Annotated in this window: 13 protein-coding genes; 8 read left to right on the top strand and 5 right to left on the bottom strand. The window is 52.5% G+C overall.

Annotation, left to right across the window (positions count from 1 at the left end; translation table 11 throughout):
* Nucleotides 1-41: 41 nt before the first annotated feature.
* Nucleotides 42-977 carry a radical SAM protein gene (locus tag WHS46_13390; protein ID MEJ5349668.1) on the bottom strand — a complete coding sequence of 312 codons (936 nt, stop codon included), beginning with the start codon at nucleotides 975-977 and terminating at the stop codon, nucleotides 42-44.
* A gap of 55 nt (nucleotides 978-1,032) precedes the next feature.
* Between WHS46_13390 and WHS46_13385 the strand changes: the two genes are divergently transcribed.
* Nucleotides 1,033-1,527 (top strand): hypothetical protein, encoded by a 495-nt coding sequence (locus tag WHS46_13385; GenBank protein MEJ5349667.1) that lies wholly within the window; start codon nucleotides 1,033-1,035, stop codon nucleotides 1,525-1,527.
* On the opposite strand, the gene WHS46_13380 is transcribed toward WHS46_13385, so the two are convergent.
* Nucleotides 1,497-2,039 (bottom strand): GGDEF domain-containing protein, encoded by a 543-nt coding sequence (locus tag WHS46_13380; GenBank protein MEJ5349666.1) that lies wholly within the window; start codon nucleotides 2,037-2,039, stop codon nucleotides 1,497-1,499. The genes WHS46_13385 and WHS46_13380 overlap by 31 nt on opposite strands.
* A gap of 800 nt (nucleotides 2,040-2,839) precedes the next feature.
* On the opposite strand from WHS46_13380, the gene WHS46_13375 reads away from it, so the two are divergent.
* On the top strand, nucleotides 2,840-5,227 hold the full coding sequence (locus tag WHS46_13375) for a PAS domain S-box protein (GenBank protein ID MEJ5349665.1): 2,388 nt from the start codon (nucleotides 2,840-2,842) through the stop codon (nucleotides 5,225-5,227).
* Here the strand turns inward: WHS46_13375 and WHS46_13370 are convergent.
* On the bottom strand, nucleotides 5,196-5,927 hold the full coding sequence (locus tag WHS46_13370) for a DVU0298 family protein (GenBank protein ID MEJ5349664.1): 732 nt from the start codon (nucleotides 5,925-5,927) through the stop codon (nucleotides 5,196-5,198). The two genes, WHS46_13375 and WHS46_13370, sit on opposite strands and share 32 nt — an antisense overlap.
* A gap of 975 nt (nucleotides 5,928-6,902) precedes the next feature.
* On the opposite strand from WHS46_13370, the gene WHS46_13365 reads away from it, so the two are divergent.
* The 6 genes from WHS46_13365 to WHS46_13340 all read left to right on the top strand — a co-directional run bounded on the left by WHS46_13365 (nucleotide 6,903) and on the right by WHS46_13340 (nucleotide 16,845).
* Entirely contained in the window at nucleotides 6,903-8,462 is a 1,560-nt protein-coding gene (locus WHS46_13365; protein MEJ5349663.1) for an ATP-binding protein, read from the top strand.
* A 4-nt stretch (nucleotides 8,463-8,466) separates the two neighbouring features.
* Nucleotides 8,467-9,921 carry a sigma-54 dependent transcriptional regulator gene (locus WHS46_13360; protein ID MEJ5349662.1) on the top strand — a complete coding sequence of 485 codons (1,455 nt, stop codon included), beginning with the start codon at nucleotides 8,467-8,469 and terminating at the stop codon, nucleotides 9,919-9,921.
* Nucleotides 9,922-10,487: 566 nt separating this feature from the next.
* A complete protein-coding gene (locus WHS46_13355; GenBank protein MEJ5349661.1) occupies nucleotides 10,488-10,862 on the top strand; it encodes a hypothetical protein in 375 nt (124 codons plus the stop codon).
* 23 nt (nucleotides 10,863-10,885) lie between these two features.
* On the top strand, nucleotides 10,886-12,910 hold the full coding sequence (locus WHS46_13350) for a methyl-accepting chemotaxis protein (protein MEJ5349660.1): 2,025 nt from the start codon (nucleotides 10,886-10,888) through the stop codon (nucleotides 12,908-12,910).
* 95 nt (nucleotides 12,911-13,005) lie between these two features.
* Complete coding sequence (locus WHS46_13345) at nucleotides 13,006-13,512, top strand: chemotaxis protein CheW (GenBank protein ID MEJ5349659.1); 507 nt, start codon at nucleotides 13,006-13,008, stop codon at nucleotides 13,510-13,512.
* Between the two features lie 240 nt (nucleotides 13,513-13,752).
* Nucleotides 13,753-16,845 (top strand): PAS domain S-box protein, encoded by a 3,093-nt coding sequence (locus WHS46_13340; GenBank protein ID MEJ5349658.1) that lies wholly within the window; start codon nucleotides 13,753-13,755, stop codon nucleotides 16,843-16,845.
* Nucleotides 16,846-16,967: 122 nt separating this feature from the next.
* Here the strand turns inward: WHS46_13340 and WHS46_13335 are convergent, their stop codons facing one another.
* Nucleotides 16,968-17,144, bottom strand: coding sequence for a hypothetical protein (locus WHS46_13335; protein MEJ5349657.1), 177 nt, complete (start codon nucleotides 17,142-17,144; stop codon nucleotides 16,968-16,970).
* Between the two features lie 158 nt (nucleotides 17,145-17,302).
* Entirely contained in the window at nucleotides 17,303-17,506 is a 204-nt protein-coding gene (locus WHS46_13330; protein ID MEJ5349656.1) for a ferredoxin, read from the bottom strand.
* Nucleotides 17,507-17,682 lie beyond the last annotated feature (176 nt).

Raw genomic sequence — 17,682 nt, 5'->3', positions numbered from 1 at the left:
GCAAAACGAGGCGATGGCGCTGGATGCAGTGTTGGAGCCCTTTACCCGCCGCAGGGACAAGTTTCCTGCGTAAAGCCGAAACGTAAACCCAGTTTCCAGGCGGCCTTCAAGGCGGCGTCCATTTCTTCGGCCGTGGGTTTTCGATCCAAGGGAGGTTGTTGAAGAGCCTTATGGGCTGGAAAATACTGGTCCATGAGGCTCACCCAAACATTCTTTCCCAAGGCTCGCCTCAAAAAGGCCAAACACTGAGCTGTTCCCGAAAGATCTTCAGGCAACACCAAATGCCGAACCAAAAGCCCTCGCCTCGCCACTCCTTCATCATCACACTGCAAGGGCCCCACCTGCCGCCACATGGCCAAAAGGGCTCTTCGGTTCTGCACCACATAGTCACCACGACCGCAACACCATGCCGCCACAGTCCTGGAAGCAAACTTGATATCCGGCAAATAAATATCCACGATGCCCTCCAGTTCACGGATAAGGAAAACCCTTTCGTAACCGCTGGAATTGTAAACCAAAGGAAGCCGCAAGCCCTTTTCTACGGCAATGATCAAAGCTTCCAGAAACTGAGGCACCTGATGGGTCGGGGTCACAAGATTGATGTTATGAACCCCTCTTTCTTGAAGCCGAAGCATTTTTTCGGCCAAGATTTCAGGCTCCATCACGCGACCGACACCCATTTGACTGATGGGATAATTTTGGCAAAAAAGACAATGCAGCGTGCAGCCGGAAAAAAAGATGGTGCCGGACCCTTTGATGCCGGCAATGGGAGGTTCCTCCCAAGGATGCACACTTACGGCAGCCACTTTGAGACGGGCATCGGTACGGCAAAAGCCCAATTGGCCGGACACCCGATCGACACCGCAACGACGCGGACACAAATCACAAGCTCGAAGTCGTTCCTTGAGAGCCGCCGCTTTTCTCTGCAGGGAGCCTGCGCGAAACGCTTGAACATAAGCCGGAGTGAAATGAGGCATTCTTTTACCTGACTTGTCGTGATTGTCGTCGTTTTCTCGACGGAGGAAAGAGTTCATGGAAAGAAAAAACACTACGGCCCTGGAAATGACCATTCGCCATTTTCAAAGGATCGCCCAAGAAAACCGATTCGCCGAAAACGCCGCCATCGCTCATGACACAGACCAATGCTTGGTATGTCATCCGGAGCGATGCGACGACGATCCCTTCAAAATCTATGTGGACATTATCGCCCACTGTATTCCGGTGCGGCGCCCTCGTGTGGATTCCGATCTTGTAGCGGCCATCGCTGAGGATCTGGAATGGAGCGGCGAAAACATCTCTTGCACCGTTCAAGACCTTCTTGAACGTCGGCCTCAGGCTCTCAAAGCTTTTCGCCTGTGGATTCGAAACGCCTTGGAAACGGGTTTGGAACTGCTTTCCGTTCACAGCTCGACCAGTTTGTCTTTTTCCTTGGATGATGCTGAGGGGGTAACGGACCGAGGAGCTTTCGTGGAAAACTGCATCGAACGTGTCATGAATCAAATCTTTGAAGGAAATCCATCTTGGTGAATTTCTATGCGGTTTCGGCCGTTTTCCTTGGCACGATAAAGAGCGGCGTCGGCGGCGGCCACAAGGGTTTCGAGGCTCACGGTATCCACCATGCCTGCCGGCACACCGGCCACGCCGAAACTCGCCGTCATACGCACCGGGCCTTTGGAACTCTCCACGGAGCTATGCGCCGTCAAAAGCCGCAACCGTTCGGCGACCACCACCGCCGCATTCGAATCTGTTTCCGGAAGGACCACCACAAATTCTTCACCGCCAAAACGGGCGACCCAATCCCCACTTCGCAGAGAACCTCTTAAAAGAGCTGCAAAATGCTGAAGCACGGCATCGCCTGTTTGGTGACCGTAAGTGTCGTTGATTTTCTTGAAGTGGTCAATATCGGTCATGATGAGGGACAGAGGGCGTCCGTGACGGCGACCGGCCTGCAGAAGTTTTGGAAGCTGTTCGTTGAAATAGCGCCGGTTATACACCTGGGTCAAAGGATCGGTGACGGACAAGCGTTCCACTTCCTCCATACATTTCTTGAGCTAAATACTTCGTGCTGAATAACTTTGGCCTATGGTTACTAGTACGCGATAAGATGCCATAACAAACATCCGTCGAGGTTTCTTAGCATCGCGAACAAAATCTTGAACCCTCGACGCTTGGTCGTTGGGGATAATTTCGAGGCGGTCGATCCGGAAATCGGGCAAAGGAGTAAGTTGCGTCATTTTTGGGCGTTCCGAGACAATTTTGACAGCGAGGCAAAGACGGTTTAGATGCGAAGATGATTAGATTCGTGGCTGATTGCTCAGGCGCCGAATAGTCTCGATGAAGACCTTTACGGGCAGGATTATCCTGGATCTTAACGAAAAGTGAAAAGCTTAAGGAGAGCATATGGAAATCATTGACAATTCTCCTATGAGGCTGGATCCAAACACCAAAGGATTGACCGTTGCTTCCCTAGCGAGGCATTCTCGAGCCGCTAAAGGAAAAATTAAAAAAACCCTGGATTTTGGTAACGCAGGGCAGTGTGTGAGACTTCCGAAATGTTCGGTTTTTCAGTGAAAATAGACCTCTGATCCGCCATCCGTGCATGTGGTAAGCCCCTACCTCTCAAGGGAAAAAATCCGTTTTAGAGCGGGTAGTAAAACGGACACACCGGTAGGCCCCTCCACATTCATGCCCGTACAGGCGGACGGGGCAGCAGGATTTGGACCATTCACGGCTTATATCGACATCTTTTAAGCCAAACTTGAGTCATGCCGATAAAACAAATGCATGGATCCCTTAGAGGCGGTCTTGCTAATTTCCTCTCCACGGGAGGGCAAAGGTGATGGCACGCATTCTAGTTGTGGACGATGATGCCGCCATTCGACACCTGGTTTCCTCAGCACTCTCAGGTTTCGGGCATCGATGCGTCACGGCAGCCGATGCCGCCAAAGCACGTTCGCTTTTAAGGGAACAGAATTTCGAACTGGTCATTTCCGATGTAGATTTGCCGGGAGAAGACGGGCTGGATTTCATGGCCCACGTGGTTCAGACGTATCCGAATACCGGCACGCTTATCCTGTCCGTTCTGGACGATGCAAAGACGACGCAAAGAGCTCTGGACATCGGCGTGTACGGATATGCCATGAAACCCTTTGATCTATCCGGTTTACGCATCGCCGTGGAAAGTGCCCTAAGAAGGCGGGAACTGGAAATCGCCAATCGTGAATACCTCGAGGATCTCGAAAGACTTGTCGAACAAAAAACTCGAGAACTCCGTCAGCAAAAGGAAGATTATGCCGCCTTGGTTCATAATCTGCCCTGTGTCGTGTATAAGGGTTTAAAGGACTGGTCGGTCGTTTTTGTCTCCGAACAGATTCGTGACGTCACCGGCTATGACCCTGAATTATTCGTTTCTGGAAAGAAGCGCTGGAACGAGTGCGTTCTCGAGGAAGATCTACCCCTTTTGTCACAGGCCGTGAAGGAAGCCATGGCCGGGGACGGGGCTTTCGTCAGAGAATACCGAATCGTGGATGCCTTTGGGCAAATCCGATGGATTCAAGATCGAGGTCGTACTGTTTTAACGGAAGAACGAAAAGTGGACCACGTTTCCGGAGTTCTTTTCGACATCACGGAACGTAAGAAAGCTCGAGAAGCCCTTCTTCAAGCCAAAGAAGAATGGGAGCGCACCTTTGATGCCGTCCCCGCCCTGATCGAAGTGTCGGACAAGGATCTACGCATTCTCAAGGTCAATGCGGCTTTGTCCCGCCGATTACAAATGCCTCGGGAAGAAATCGTCGGTCGTTATTGTTACGAAATACTTCACGGACGGTCGGGAAAATGCCCTCGGTGCCCGTGGGAAAACATGGATCCTTTCCAGCTTCCTGTGGAACGCGAAGTGTACAATGACTATCTGGACGCCTATTTTCATGTGGTAAGCGCACCCTATTTCAACAGCGACGGTTCTTTGGCAGGCTGTATTTCCGTCTTCCACGACATTACCCCTCTCAAAAAAGCCGAACAAGAAGTCCGTAAGGCTCACACGGAACTGGAACAATTCGTCTCGGCCATCACTTCCGTTCTCATCGGACTGGATTCCCAAGGACGTATCACACGGTGGAACAGGACCGCGGAAAGTGTTTTCGGACTGGCAACGGTTCAGGTGCTCGGCAAAACCTTGCAGGAACTGCCCATCGAATGGCAATGGAAGCGTCTGGAAGCGGCCTTGAAGGTCAGTTGCAATAAGAAGAAAACCCAGCACGTGGATGACCTTCGATACACACGCCCGGACGGGCAGCCTGGTTTCCTCGGCCTGAGCATTAACCCCATTCGCTTGAATGACTTGGAAGCCCCTGGGCTTCTCATCATGGGAGCTGAAATCACTCAAAGAAAACTTCTGGAAGCACAACTGGCTCAGGCTCAAAAGTTGGAATCCATCGGTCAACTTGCAGCGGGGATCGCTCATGAAATCAATACACCCGTGCAATTCATAGGGGATAATATCCGTTTCCTCGGGGATGCCTTTAGAGACCTGCAAGGGTTGTTGGACAAGTATCGGCAACTTCTGGAAGGAGCCCGGAACACCGAACAGCTCGCCGAAACGGTTCAAGCCGTGGAAGAAATGACGGAAGCCATTGATCTGGACTACCTTAAAGAGGAAATACCTCGAGCCCTGGAACAAACATTAGAAGGGATTCAAAGGGTCGCCAAGATCGTCTTGGCCATGAAAGAATTCTCGCATCCCGGCCAAGGGCGAAAAACTCCCACAGATATCAATAAGGCGCTGGAAAACACCATGACCGTGACTCGAAACGAGTGGAAGTATGTGGCCGATGTCATCACCGATCTGGACCCAAACCTTCCCCTGGTGCCGTGCATTCCCGAGGAAATGAACCAGGTCTTCCTTAACATTTTGGTCAATGCCGCTCACGCGGTCAAAGACGCGGTGCAGAATCAGCCGAATACCAAAGGAACCATCACCATCTCAACCCGTGCCGTGGAAGACGTGTGCGAAGTGCGCATCTCGGACACCGGCACCGGTATTCCTGAAAAGATTCGGCATCGCATCTTCGATCCCTTCTTTACCACCAAGGAAGTAGGGCGCGGGACAGGCCAAGGCTTGGCCATCGCTCATCACGTGGTGGTGGAAAAGCACAAGGGACAATTGCTGTTTGAAACAGAGGAAGGCCGAGGCACAACCTTTATCGTTCGTCTGCCTCTGGACAATGAGTAAGTCTCTCTCGCGCCTGAACGGCCGAAATGGCTTCTTGAGCCATTCGGCCCACGGTCATGTCCTGAAAAGATTCGTGGCGATACAAGCGCACCCTTGCCGTATCTGAAGTCAAGGTGGCGACGACGGGAAGACAGGAGACGTCCCCCACAGCCCGCAAGCCCCACAAGGCCAAGGCTCGAAAAAGAGCCCCGTCGTGGCGGGCATAACGGATCAGATCGATCCGGCTTTCCTCAAGGAGTTTCGGTTGGGCTTGGAGAAGACGTGCCAAAGCCCATAAAGCCCCCGCCAGCAGGGGTTCATGTTCCAAGTAGTTTTCATCTTCCCGCACAAAGGACAAGACCAGCCGGCCATATTCCTTGGCAAGAACAGGACTGCGAGCCAAGGCTTCCCCCATCGCTTCCGGAATCCCCCAGCCGATGCCTCCTGATTCGTCGTTAAGCTGCCAAAGAAAACGGCGCAGGATCACACGAGCCGATTCCATGTCCCTGTCCGCCAAGGCCGCCGTCACAATCCCCGCCGCCGTCACCGCATGCCATCGAAGCTTCTCGTCTGTGGAACACAGAAAGCTCAAGAGCGGATTGATCACCTTTCGGGCATCAAAGGAACGCCATAGATCCAGATTCCTTGCAAAATCAGGAGACGCCAAAAGACTCTGCACCTCCTTTTTGCCTATCCGCTTCAAGCCCTGCTGCCCATTCACAATACGGGTTCCTCACCGTGTTCTCAAGATACATGGCAATGGACACATTCGCGTCGCCTCGTCCATTAGCAGCTTAACATACGCACCCCGTGTTTGCACGCAATCGTCAAAGCCTTGGGGCCCATGAAACTCGCCCACACGCCCATCGAATGAGACTCACGGCCCTTCCACCACAAGACATTGATCTTTTATCCACCTTCCACGGACGGCCTCCGTTTTCTTGTGGATCTTCATCTACGGTGGAATCTCAGGGCCCCTTTGTTGCTTTTGAACCCTAGGTTGCAGCTTTCGAACATGGAGAAGACCGTCCCAGAATGGCCAATCGGCCCGGCTTTGGCACGTGAAGTCCATGAAATTTAAAGACCCAGAATTCGGAATTTCAAGTTCTTGAACACGCTTTGAAAATTGTGCCAAAAGAGCCACCTTGGCCGTTTTGACTAGGCTAAGGTACTTAAACATGCACGTGACTCTCTCTTGCTTGGGTTTTCGAGAGGAAACCATTGCTTTGTTGGAAAAATCGCATCATGACCTCCGTCCTTCCTTTTGTCGGAAAACGGCTCGACCAGCTCCGGTGAAAATTTGTTAATGGCGCATTCCGGCTTCGCCTTCATGGACTAAAAGGCAGAACTAAACATGAATGCGACTATCCCCAGTTGTTAATGGCGCATTCCGGCTTCGCCTTCATGCGCCCTACGATGAAAAGGTATTCCATTCAAGAGTGATGGCGCATTTTCCATGCCTCGAGGATCGAACCGTTCACGCCGTAGGTTAGGGCATCTTGCCCCAGCTTACACCTCTTCGAGGAAGTCGAGGCCTGGAGCATGTGACGGCACGCACAACATGTCCTGACAATTGCTTTTTTGTCTACAATTGATTTAAGTTTAGATTTAAATGTCTCCTTAGGGAATATATACCTCAATAAACCCTCAAAGAGGGTCTGCATGCTTCGTGTTCACCGTAACGAGGGAGGGGAGCATGGATACCGAGACACATTTTTACGGGGACAGCGCTCGCGAAATTTTCGACCATATCGCCACAGGCATCGCCGTGTACGAAGCGGTGGACGATGGGGCCGATTTTGTATTCAAAGACATCAACCCGGCAGGAGTCGCCATTGGAAAAACGCCTAGGGAAGCTCACCTGGGACGACGGGTGACCGAGGTGTATCCCGGTGTCAGGGCCATGGGGCTTTTGGAAATTTTTCGCAAGGTGTGGCAAACAGGGGTGTCTCAGCGTTTTCCTCTGAGGCAGTATAAAGATGATCGAATCGAGCTTTGGGTCGAAAACTATGTGTTCCGATTGCCTTCCGGACACATTGTGGCCGTTTACGAGGACAAAACGGCGCAGAAAAAAGCCGAAGAGGAAAAGAACGAACTTATCAAACATATTCACCGGATACAAAAGATGGAGTCCCTTGCCACCTTGGCGGCGGGGATTGCCCATGATTTCAATAATCTTCTCATGCCCATCTTGGGCTATGCTCAAATGGGCATCGATCATACCCCTGCCGATCAGCCCGCATGCCGGTATTTTCAACGTGTCCTGGACGCCGCGAAACGGGCGAAAGACTTGGTGAATCAGATCCTCCTTTTAAGCCGAGACAGTGCCCCTGCGGGAACGGGAACGGATCTCGTGCCTATTCTCAAGGAATGTGTAAAACTTCTTCGAGCCGGCGTGCCGAAAAACGTGGACATCTCTTACGGAATCCTTCCCGAGAGAGCACCGGTTCAAGCCGATCCCTCGGATCTTCACCAAATCCTTATGAACCTAGCCGTGAACGCCTACCAAGCTGTTAAAGATAAAGCCGGCAAGGTGTGTCTGAGCTTGGAATGCCCATGTCGCAACCAAGAGGTGCTGAAACGTGTTGCTCACCCCGAAGGTCACTGGGTGCACCTTTCAGTCAGCGATAACGGTCCCGGCGTTCCGGTCCCCTTACGGGAAAAGATTTTCGATCCCTACTTCACCACCAAGGGACCCGAGCAAGGCACCGGGCTGGGGCTTTTCATCACTGCCGGCGTGGTTCGTCGTCTTGGAGGAACGGTGTGGGTGGAGGACGCTTCGGAGGGAGGGGCGGCCTTTCATGTGCTCCTGCCTGGAGCCACCCAGGTCTCTCCTGTGAAGCAAGAAGAGGAAGAGGTACCGGCTCGACGTTGGAATGTTCATGTGCTGGCCATCGATGATGAGCCTGATGTGCGAAGCGTTCTTCAAGCCTTTCTCGGACCCATGGTGCAACGCCTGACCCTGGTGGAATCCCCTGAGAAAGCCATTACGGTTTTTCACCGTAATCCTTCCGACGTGGATTTGGTCTTTACAGATTACTCCATGCCTGGCATGACGGGTTTTGATGTGGCCAAAGCCTTCAAAGCCCTTCGTCCGAACCTTCCCGTGGTGCTCTTGACGGGATACCGATCTCTTGAGGAATTAGCGTCCGAACAAATGCATCTGGTCGAGCGAGTGGTCTACAAACCCGTGACCCGAAGGGAATTGTTCCGCGTTCTGGATGAGGTGCTGCCATCGTCTCAAAGGAGGTGTTGAGAGGATGGAGGGACGAATCCTCGTGGTGGATGACGATCTCCATGTGCGTGAGTTTTTGTTGGAGGCTCTTCAAGCTCACGCTGCTTTCATGTGCTCGGCCGAGACCTTGCAGGACGGTCTGGAGCTCGCTTCCTTGCACACTTTCGATGTCGTTTTGCTCGATGTTGTCCTTCCCGATGGATCGGGTTTGAAAGCCATTGAGACCTTCCGTCGAGCTCCTGGACATCCAGAAGTGGTCATCATGACCGGTCAGGGAGACCCTCACGGGGCCGCTCTAGCCCTGAAGCATGGAGCCTGGGACTACCTCTGCAAGCCGCTGAGCGCGCATGAAGTGCGTTTGGCGGTGACACGCGCGATGGATTTTCGACGTTCTGCGGAAGCCACCACCCTCACCTTTTTTACCACCCCGAATTTTGTGACCACATCGACGGCCATGGGGGACTGCATGAAAGCTGCAGCCCGGGCGGCGACCTCCGACATTGCCGTGCTCATCAGCGGCGAAACAGGAACCGGCAAAGAACTTCTGGCCCGCGGTATTCACCAAAACAGCCGTAGAGCCCCCCATGCTTTCGTGGTGGTGGATTGCACAGCCATTCCTGAACCGCTCATTGAAAGTCACCTTTTCGGCCATGAAAAGGGAGCCTTTACGGGAGCCGACCGACGCCGCATAGGCCTCGTGCAACTGGCCCATCAAGGGACCCTGTTTCTGGATGAGGTAGGGGATCTTCCCTTGAGCCTTCAAGCCAAGTTCCTTCGCCTTTTACAAGAAAAGACGTTTCGGCCTGTGGGGGCCAAAGAAGAGATCTATTCAGACTTTCGACTTTTGGCCGCCACCCATCGAAATCTGGAAGCCATGGTCAAGGAAGGGCGTTTTCGAGAAGATCTTTATTACCGTATGGCCGGCATGAAAATTGGGATTCCGCCTCTTCGGGACCGCAAAGAAGACATCCTTCCCATCGTCCAAGACCTTCTTCGGCGCGAAAACCAACGAAGCGGCAAGGAACTCAAGGGCCTTTCGCCGGATTTTGTTGAAACCCTGCTCCAGTATTCGTGGCCCGGCAACGTGCGGGAACTTGTCCATGCCGTTCAGTATGCCCTGGCCGTTTCAGGGGAAAATCAAATCCTCTTCGCCGTCCATCTACCGGAACACGTGCGGGTGCATGTGACGGCAGCACGCATTCCGTCCAAAGAACCTTTGTCTCCATTACAGCCTCACAAAAGCCCGGACAAAATCGACGAAGAAGTCCAAATGTCCGTCTTCATCAATGAGGCTCTTCCAACGTTCAAAGAATACCGCGAAAAGATCATGAATCGAGCCGCTCAAATCTATCTTCTGGAATTGAAGAAACGGTGCGGCAAGGATCTTCAGAAAGCCTGCGCCGTAAGCGGCCTGTCTCGATCCCGCCTCTACGCCCTGATCAAGGAAACAGGCTTGCAGGAAAAAGAGGAAGATTCCTGAACCGCTCGAGAACGCGGGCATCCCGCCCCGATCATGAGTGTGACAGGAATCGAGCTTCCAGGAAAACCATGGTCTTTCTTCATTGTCGGAAAGGTTCATAGCTTCTCGCCGCTAAGCGATCTGTCTCGATGTCGGGTTCGATCGCAGGTCTCCGCCGCTCCCCATCTGTAGCGACGAACCTGTGTGTCCACCCTGAAGGATTCTCGTGCCGGAACGGCCTAGGGGCGGACACTTGGACCCGCCCTCAGGAGGTTCGACGAGAATTTATCCTTAAGAGGGCAGGCATTCCGCCGTGCCTTTGGACACCTGAAAAGATGCCCCGTCTCGTTTTCCTGGAAAACAGGACACGCGTCCCCAAAAAGAGGATCCTTGATCTTCCCTCGACGTTTTCTTTGCTCAGCCGGAATATTCAGGCTTTCTTCAAACAAAAAGAAAAAAACTCTCATTTCAATAAGATACCCGCCATCATCAAAAGCCGGATCATGATCGCTAGATTGGCATACTTTTTGACCTCATCTTTGGGCTAACGCATGCGTCACGCAACGAGCCCAAAGGAGGGACACACGATGGTTCTGGTCACACCGTTGCCTGAAATTTCTGGATCGAGCCATCGAGAACGTCGGCTCTGGGTTGTCCTCTCGGAGTGGATGACCCGCCAGGGATGCACCTGGGTGCGTTTGGAGAAACCGGTGCATTCGAAAGTGACGATATTCTCAGGAATCGCCGTGGGTCTTGTGGTGGTCAGGGGCATGAAGGATCTGGAAAAGGCGGTCGTCTTTCGGGAACAGTTCCCACACGGGCGATTGGTTACTGTGGTTCTGTCTCCTGATCCCCAACTCTTGATGGCCCTTCAGAAGTTTTCCCCGTGTTTTATCGCTTTGGATGAAAGGGATGACGCGGCGGTTCCGCAGGTGTTGGAACGATTGGGGGAATCTGCGTGAAACAAGAAAAGGAGGGAGAAAAAATGATTAAGAAATGGACGGTTGGGAAAAGGCTGGGGTTGAGCTTCGCTGTGCTTTGTGTTGTTCTGGCGGCTCTTGGAGGCGTAGGGTACTTTACGGCTATTCGGGCTGTCAGCGCTTTAAATGAGGTGGGCCAGGTGAGACTGCCCAGTGTGGAAGCGACCTTGCATATGGCCGAAAAGCTGCAAGATATTCGCGGAAGTCTTCGAACCTTGGCGATTCCGGGACTGGATCCTGCGGTTCGGCAGCGCCAGTATGAAAACATCACCAAAGCTCGAGAGAGCTATCAAGGCGCCGTGAAAATCTATGAGCCGTTACCGCAGACTCCGGAAGAAGCTGAAGTGTGGAAACAGTTCACGGTGGCCCTTGAAGCTTGGAGGGCGGAAAACAACAAGGCGCTGGAAATGTCCAAGCGCTTTGACGCCTTGGGAATCAAGGATCCTGACGAGCTCAAATCAAAAATTTCGATGTTCACCGCAGATCACCTGAATCTGGAAGCCCGAGTTTTGGACATGATCCTTACGGGCAAATCCTTCGAAGGCGGTGAAGACCATACAACCTGTCGTTTCGGCAAATGGCTTACCCAGTTTTCCACGCAAAATCCTGAACTCAAAAACCTGATGGCTTCCGTTGCGGAACCTCATCGTCGGTTCCACGAAACCCTTGATGAAATTAAGGAATTGGTTCGTTCAGGAAGGAACGAAGAAGCGCGCGTGCTTGCCGAAAACCGTTTTCGACTGGCTCGTGAAGAGGTCTTCAAACACTTTGAAGAGATTAACAAGATAGCCGATGACGCGCATGCAACCATGGCAGCCCTTGAAGAACAATTGCTTGGGCCTGTGCTCGAGAAACAACGCATCGCCTTGCCTCTCTTGGAAAAAGTGGTGGCCATCAACCGAGACGTGGGGAAAAGCGTCTCCGAGCACTCCATCACCTTTGCCGAACGCATGAAAGTCTTCATGACTTCTGCGGCGCTGATCGGCCTTGGGTTCGCCATTCTCCTCGGGGCCGTCATCACTCGCGGCATCAACGCGGTGCTGAGAAAGACTTCGGAGGAACTGGGGGAAAGCGCCGAACAGGTGGTTTCGGCGGCCGGTCAGGTGGCTTCGGCAAGCCAGCAGTTGGCTGAAGGGGCTTCTCAGCAGGCCGCAGGTATTGAAGAAACCTCTTCCGCCGTGGAAGAGATGGCTTCCATGACCCGGCAAAACGCAGACAATGCGGCTCAGGCCGACGGACTCATGAAACAGGCCGCCAAAGCCGCAGAAAAAGCTAAGGTCAGCATGGTCGAGCTCTTGGAATCCATGGAAGAAATTACACGATCAAGTGAACAAACCCAAAAGATCATTAAAACCATTGATGAAATCGCGTTTCAGACGAATCTTTTGGCTCTGAACGCCGCCGTGGAAGCGGCTCGAGCGGGGGAAGCCGGGGCCGGTTTTGCGGTGGTGGCCGATGAAGTCCGAAACCTTGCCATGCGTGCGGCGGAAGCGGCCAAGAACACGGCGCAGCTCATCGAAGGCACGGTGGTGCGGGTGAAACAAGGGGCGGATCTTACGGAAGCCACCAATCAGGCTTTTTCCCAAGTCCATGAAAGTGTGATCAAGGTGGCGGAACTGGTGAACGAGATCGCTGCGGCTTCCCATGAACAAAGTGAAGGGATCACGCAGGTGAACACGGCCATCTCGGAGATGGACAAAGTGGTGCAACAAACGGCGGCCAATGCTGAAGAATCCGCCTCCGCCGCGGAAGAACTGAATGCTCAGGCGGCTCAATTGCAGTCTCTGGTGGAAGAACTTCAGGCCCTCGTGGGACGTCGAAGCGATGGCGTAAGTCTCAAGGGGATCATAAAGAAAAAAGAGAAAAGGGCTTCTTCCAAGGAAGCCATAAGGCATTTGCCGCAACCTCGAGAGGCTGCCGCCAGGTCGGGAAACGGCAAAGCACGTTCGAGCGTGACGGGGCCCAAGAGGCCGGGCTCTGTAAAGCCAGAGGAAATCATCCCGTTCGATGAGGATATCAAAGATTTTTAGAAGCGAGCGAAGGGATGGTGGTTCGAAGCGCCGCCATCCCCACCGCGTCGTTTCTTGTTCGGGAAGATGGCTTAAAAGCATGGGGGGAACGGCTGATGAGTGCCATATCACCACACAATGAAGACCAAAGCAAAAGTCGTGAGGGCAAGTACCTCACTTTTTCTCTCTGTGGTGAAGACTACGGCCTGGGGATTCTCAAGGTTCGAGAGATCATCGGCATGATGCCGATCACCCCGGTGCCGCAGACACCCGGGTTTGTCAAAGGAGTAATCAATCTTCGCGGCAAGGTGATTCCGGTGATTGACTTGAGGCTGAAGTTCGACATGGAATCGACGGAATACAACGATCGAACGTGCATCATTGTTGTGGAAACAGCGGGCTTGTCCGCCGGGCGGCTTCTGGTAGGGCTTGTGGTGGATACGGTCTCGGAAGTGGTGAACATCAAGGAAAGCGAGATCGAAGACAGTCCGAGTTTTGGAGTGAATATATCGACACACTACATTCTTGGGATGGCCAAGTCCGGCAATTCGGTCAAGATCCTTTTAGACATCGATCGCGTGCTGACGAGTCAGGAAATGGGGCTTCTTGAAAAAGCAGCGTGATATGAAAAGATTTCATTAACGAAGAGTTCCATGATAAGAACGAAATGGCTTCGAGGAAAAGAAGCGACATGAACGTCCGCAAAGGAAGGCCCGAACCGGACGGGGCCTCGCCCCTAGGGAGTTTTGGTGGAAGTGCGGGTCTCCCACCCCTGTCTTAGGCGGGCTAAACGGAAGAATCCCAAAAAAAAGAGCTTTTGGGGGCGAGGCGGGGCCTTGCCCCTACTTTTGTGAGGATTCCTCATGAAGCTGAAGCTTCAATCCAAAAACCCGTTATTTCGAGAATTCTACACACGTCTTTGGATGACTTTAGGCATAGCTTTTCTCCTTTCTTTCATTGTTTTAGTGATGCCACTCACCATACATTTCCAAAAGGATAAGGAAAAGTGCTTTTTGAATGAGCTCAAGCTTCAGGCTGTTTTTATTGAACATATTCTGTCCACTTACGTTTCTATGGCGGAATCTCTCGGAAGCCGAACAGTCATTCGGCAAAAGCTTTTCGACTATCATCAAGGAAAAACAAGTCTCGAAGAACTGTCGGTTTTCACGGCACCCAAATTTGCCGACGGCGCTTCTGCTCTGAAAGGCCTGATGGGCGCAGCCCGGTACTTACCTGACGGAACGCCCGTTGCCACCTGGGGTGACCCAAGTGCCCAAGCGCGACTTGAAGAAACACATCCGGGCTTGTTCTTGATCAAGGACAATGAAACCCTTTTGGCCATTGTTGTGGCGCCGATCACAGAGAAAAATATTCCCATCGGTTATGATGTTTGTGTATTCAATGCAAACATTTTGTTGGAAAGCCGATCTGATTATGTCAAGTCTTTAGATATAGTAAATAAAGACGATACGCTCGGTCTGCAAGACAGTTATTATGTCCCCGTATTTTCGAACATGTATTTCCTTGCCGGAAAGCCGGCAAAGAATATAGCGACTGAATCTGCTATCAAAGGTTTTCTTTATGCCTTTATATATACTGTTATATACAGTTGTATGATCTGCGGCGTTTCCTATTTCATCGTGTTCAAACTTGTGAAGTCGGAAAAGTTCTGGAAAGACGTTTTGGAAAGCCTTCAGGATCCCCTGATTGTTCTGGACCGGGATAGGCGGGTGCAGCTCTTGAACCCGGCAGCCGCTTTGCTGGCGAATGTAAAACCGGAAGAGGCGCAGGGACGCTTCTGTAGGGATGTTTTTTCGCCTTGGCATGAGCGTTCAGGCGCGTGCGAACAGTGTGCAGCTCAGGAAGTTCTCGAAACAGAGGCACCTTGTTCCAGGCAGTTGGAAATTCAGCTCAGAGATGGATCCAGCCGTGTTTTTCACGTTCAGGTGAGCCCCCTGAAAGAAAACGGTGCCGGTGTTAGGGGTGTGATTGAATCCTTTCGAGACATCACCCAAGAAGTCCAAGTCCGTCGAGAACTGACCGAACATCACCGGGAACTTTCCCTTCTTTTTGATCACATGCAGGGAGGGTTCGCCCTGCACGAAATCCTGACCGACGATCAAGGGCTTCCGGTGGATTATCGTTTCCTCAAAGTCAATCGCGCCTTTGAGGAACTGACTGGACTCAAAGCGGAACACATTGTTGGTAAAACCCTTCGAGAGGTGCTTCCCGCGGCGTCTTCAGGGTGTGTGGAACGTTATGGACGTACTGTCCTTGGAGGAGAACCTCAAGAGTTTGAGGACTTTGAGCCCTCGTTTGGGCGGTATTTCTCTGTACGAACCTATCAGCCCGAGCCGAAAAAATTGGCCGTTCTCTTTTTTGACGTCTCGCACCGAAAGCAGGCGGAAGAGGCCCTACGGCAAAGTGAAATGTTCTTTCGCGAACTTTTCGAAAAATCCGCCGAACCCCAACTCCTTATTAATCCTACAGACGGCATCATTCTGGATGTCAACGAAGCGGCCGTGCGTTTCTACGGGTGGAGCCGCGAAGAGATAATAGGAAGGCTCTACCAAGATCTTTCCACGAACTCACCGGATCTTATTAGGGAAAGAATGACGGAGGCCCTCGAGAAAGGGGGAAAGATTTTTTTGGCAAAGCACCGAACGGCTTCCGACGACATCAAGACCGTGGAAGTCGCGTTCGGTCCGGTCACTCTAAACGGGGATACACGTCTTTTATTGTTCATCCATGATGTCACGGAACGAGAAAAGCTTCAGGAACAACTCCGTCACGCCCAGAAAATGCAAACCGTGGGGCAACTTGCCGGTGGAGTGGCCCATGAGTTCAACAACCTTCTTCAGGTCATCAACGGCTTTGTGGAGATGATGCTTTCGGAAACGCCTGAGGACAGCCCCAACCATGAGCGCCTTCAAAAGGTCATGGATAGCGGGCTCAAAGGGGCCAGGCTTGTGCAGCAGCTTTTGGCTTTCAGCCGAAAGCAGGTCCTTCGTCTGGAACCCGTAAATCTCGACGATCTTCTTGGGGAGTTCAGGAAACTTGCCCAAAAGCTTGTGGGAGAAAACATTCAAGTGCATCACGTTCCGTCCCAAAAGGCAGCTTGGGTGCTTATCGACCGGCAGCTCATGGAGCAAGTCTTTTGGAATCTGGTTGTCAACGCACGAGACGCCATGCCCGATGGGGGTGAGATCCTTATCGAGACATCCCGTGTGGAATTGGGTGAGGATTATGTCAAAAAGCATCCCTTGGCCGGCCCCGGTCCCTATGTCATGGTGACCGTTACGGATACGGGTTGCGGCATGACGGAGGAGGTACGCCAACGGGTGTTCGAGCCTTTCTTCACCACTAAAGAAGTGGGGAAAGGCACGGGGCTTGGTTTATCCGTGGCCTTTGGCATTGTCCAGCAACACGGTGGAATGATCAACGTCTACAGTGAACCTGGAAAGGGAACCACCTTTCGAATCTATCTCAAACCTTACGGTGAACCGCAGGAAACATCGACGAAGCTCAAAGAGGTTCAAGAAGAAGCACCTTTCGGAACGGAAACCATCCTTTTGGCGGAAGACGATTCGGCGGTTCGAGAATACTTGGCCAACGCTCTTCGAGAAGCGGGCTACAAAGTGTTGGAAGCCGCAAACGGACTGGACGCCGTGGAGCTCTTTGCCACCACTTGGGAATCTGTGGATCTGCTCATTTTTGACATGGTCATGCCGGGTATGGGAGGCGAAGAGGCGGTTCACCTGATTCGAAAAGGGGGCTGGAACATTCCCGCCTTGTTGCTGAGCGGCTACCCCGGTCGGGCCAACGGTCTTTCCACTCCTTTCGTATCCCAGGTCCTTTTTTTGGAAAAACCCGTATCCCGTGTGACCTTGCTTCAAACGGTGCGAAAGCTTCTGGACGGGTACACGGAAGGCCGGCAAGATTCCCCCGCGGCCTAGAGGTGAAAGCCACGGCCCTGTGTCCGGTTGTCCGACGTTGACAATCATGGCCAGGAGGTCGCCTTAAGAACCGGTAAGACGTATGCCATGCGTCACTTGAAACCGCGTGTAAGGATCGTGTTTCACTTCAACGCTTTTGCCGACTCATCGACCGTTGCTCTCGCCCCTTCCGAAAGACTCCTCTTTAACCCACCTTCGATAACAGGCCACCATTTTCCTCTCTGGATCTTCGTCTGCCTTGAAATCTCGTAGGGATTTTGCAGCTTTGAATCTTCCTTCAGGAATTCTCGAAGATCCATAGCTGCACCTTTTCTTCGGCCTTTCGTGTATCGTAAACGTCATCCAGATGAAACCGCTCGTCTTTCCTACGGGTATCGGTTCGTGCACAATCCGCCTACTCTGCGGGCCATCGGGCAGGCTATCAAGTCGGTCTGGATCCCGCAAACCTAGCCAATCATCATGGCAACTCCTCATCTTCTTCCCAGAAGATACACTGCGACGGGCACATCATCATGGCTTCCTCGACCAGTGCTTCGGGATAGGTGGCGCATTCCTGCACTTGGATGCAGCCGGCTTCGTTTCGCACAAAAACCTGCGGGCACACACTGATGCAACCCTCGCAGTCCACACATTCGCTCAAATCCACCACAGGTCGCCGCATGTTTTCCTCATGAACTCCTGAATCGTGAAATCGCGAAGTCGGAAAGCTGTCAAGCACGGTGATGGGGAAAGACTTGGTGTTGGCGATCCTTCAAACCTGGGCAATTTCGTCGTTATGCGCCAATCCCTTTACCAACATCCCAAAGGAGGCCCTTCCACCTCAATGACTTAATGACT

The sequence above is a fragment of the Desulfosoma sp. genome, from assembly GCA_037481875.1.
In the GTDB taxonomy this organism is placed as follows: domain Bacteria; phylum Desulfobacterota; class Syntrophobacteria; order Syntrophobacterales; family DSM-9756; genus Desulfosoma.
This window is presented reverse-complemented; position numbering and strand designations above follow the sequence as displayed.

Coding starts and splice junctions, on each gene's coding strand:
- WHS46_13390 (MEJ5349668.1), bottom strand. CDS start 977: ATGCCTCATTTCACTCCGGCTTATGTTCAAGCGTTTCGCGCAGGCTCC.
- WHS46_13385 (MEJ5349667.1), top strand. CDS start 1,033: ATGGAAAGAAAAAACACTACGGCCCTGGAAATGACCATTCGCCATTTT.
- WHS46_13380 (MEJ5349666.1), bottom strand. CDS start 2,039: ATGGAGGAAGTGGAACGCTTGTCCGTCACCGATCCTTTGACCCAGGTG.
- WHS46_13375 (MEJ5349665.1), top strand. CDS start 2,840: ATGGCACGCATTCTAGTTGTGGACGATGATGCCGCCATTCGACACCTG.
- WHS46_13365 (MEJ5349663.1), top strand. CDS start 6,903: ATGGATACCGAGACACATTTTTACGGGGACAGCGCTCGCGAAATTTTC.
- WHS46_13360 (MEJ5349662.1), top strand. CDS start 8,467: ATGGAGGGACGAATCCTCGTGGTGGATGACGATCTCCATGTGCGTGAG.
- WHS46_13355 (MEJ5349661.1), top strand. CDS start 10,488: ATGGTTCTGGTCACACCGTTGCCTGAAATTTCTGGATCGAGCCATCGA.
- WHS46_13350 (MEJ5349660.1), top strand. CDS start 10,886: ATGATTAAGAAATGGACGGTTGGGAAAAGGCTGGGGTTGAGCTTCGCT.
- WHS46_13345 (MEJ5349659.1), top strand. CDS start 13,006: ATGAGTGCCATATCACCACACAATGAAGACCAAAGCAAAAGTCGTGAG.
- WHS46_13340 (MEJ5349658.1), top strand. CDS start 13,753: ATGAAGCTGAAGCTTCAATCCAAAAACCCGTTATTTCGAGAATTCTAC.
- WHS46_13335 (MEJ5349657.1), bottom strand. CDS start 17,144: ATGGATCTTCGAGAATTCCTGAAGGAAGATTCAAAGCTGCAAAATCCC.
- WHS46_13330 (MEJ5349656.1), bottom strand. CDS start 17,506: ATGCGGCGACCTGTGGTGGATTTGAGCGAATGTGTGGACTGCGAGGGT.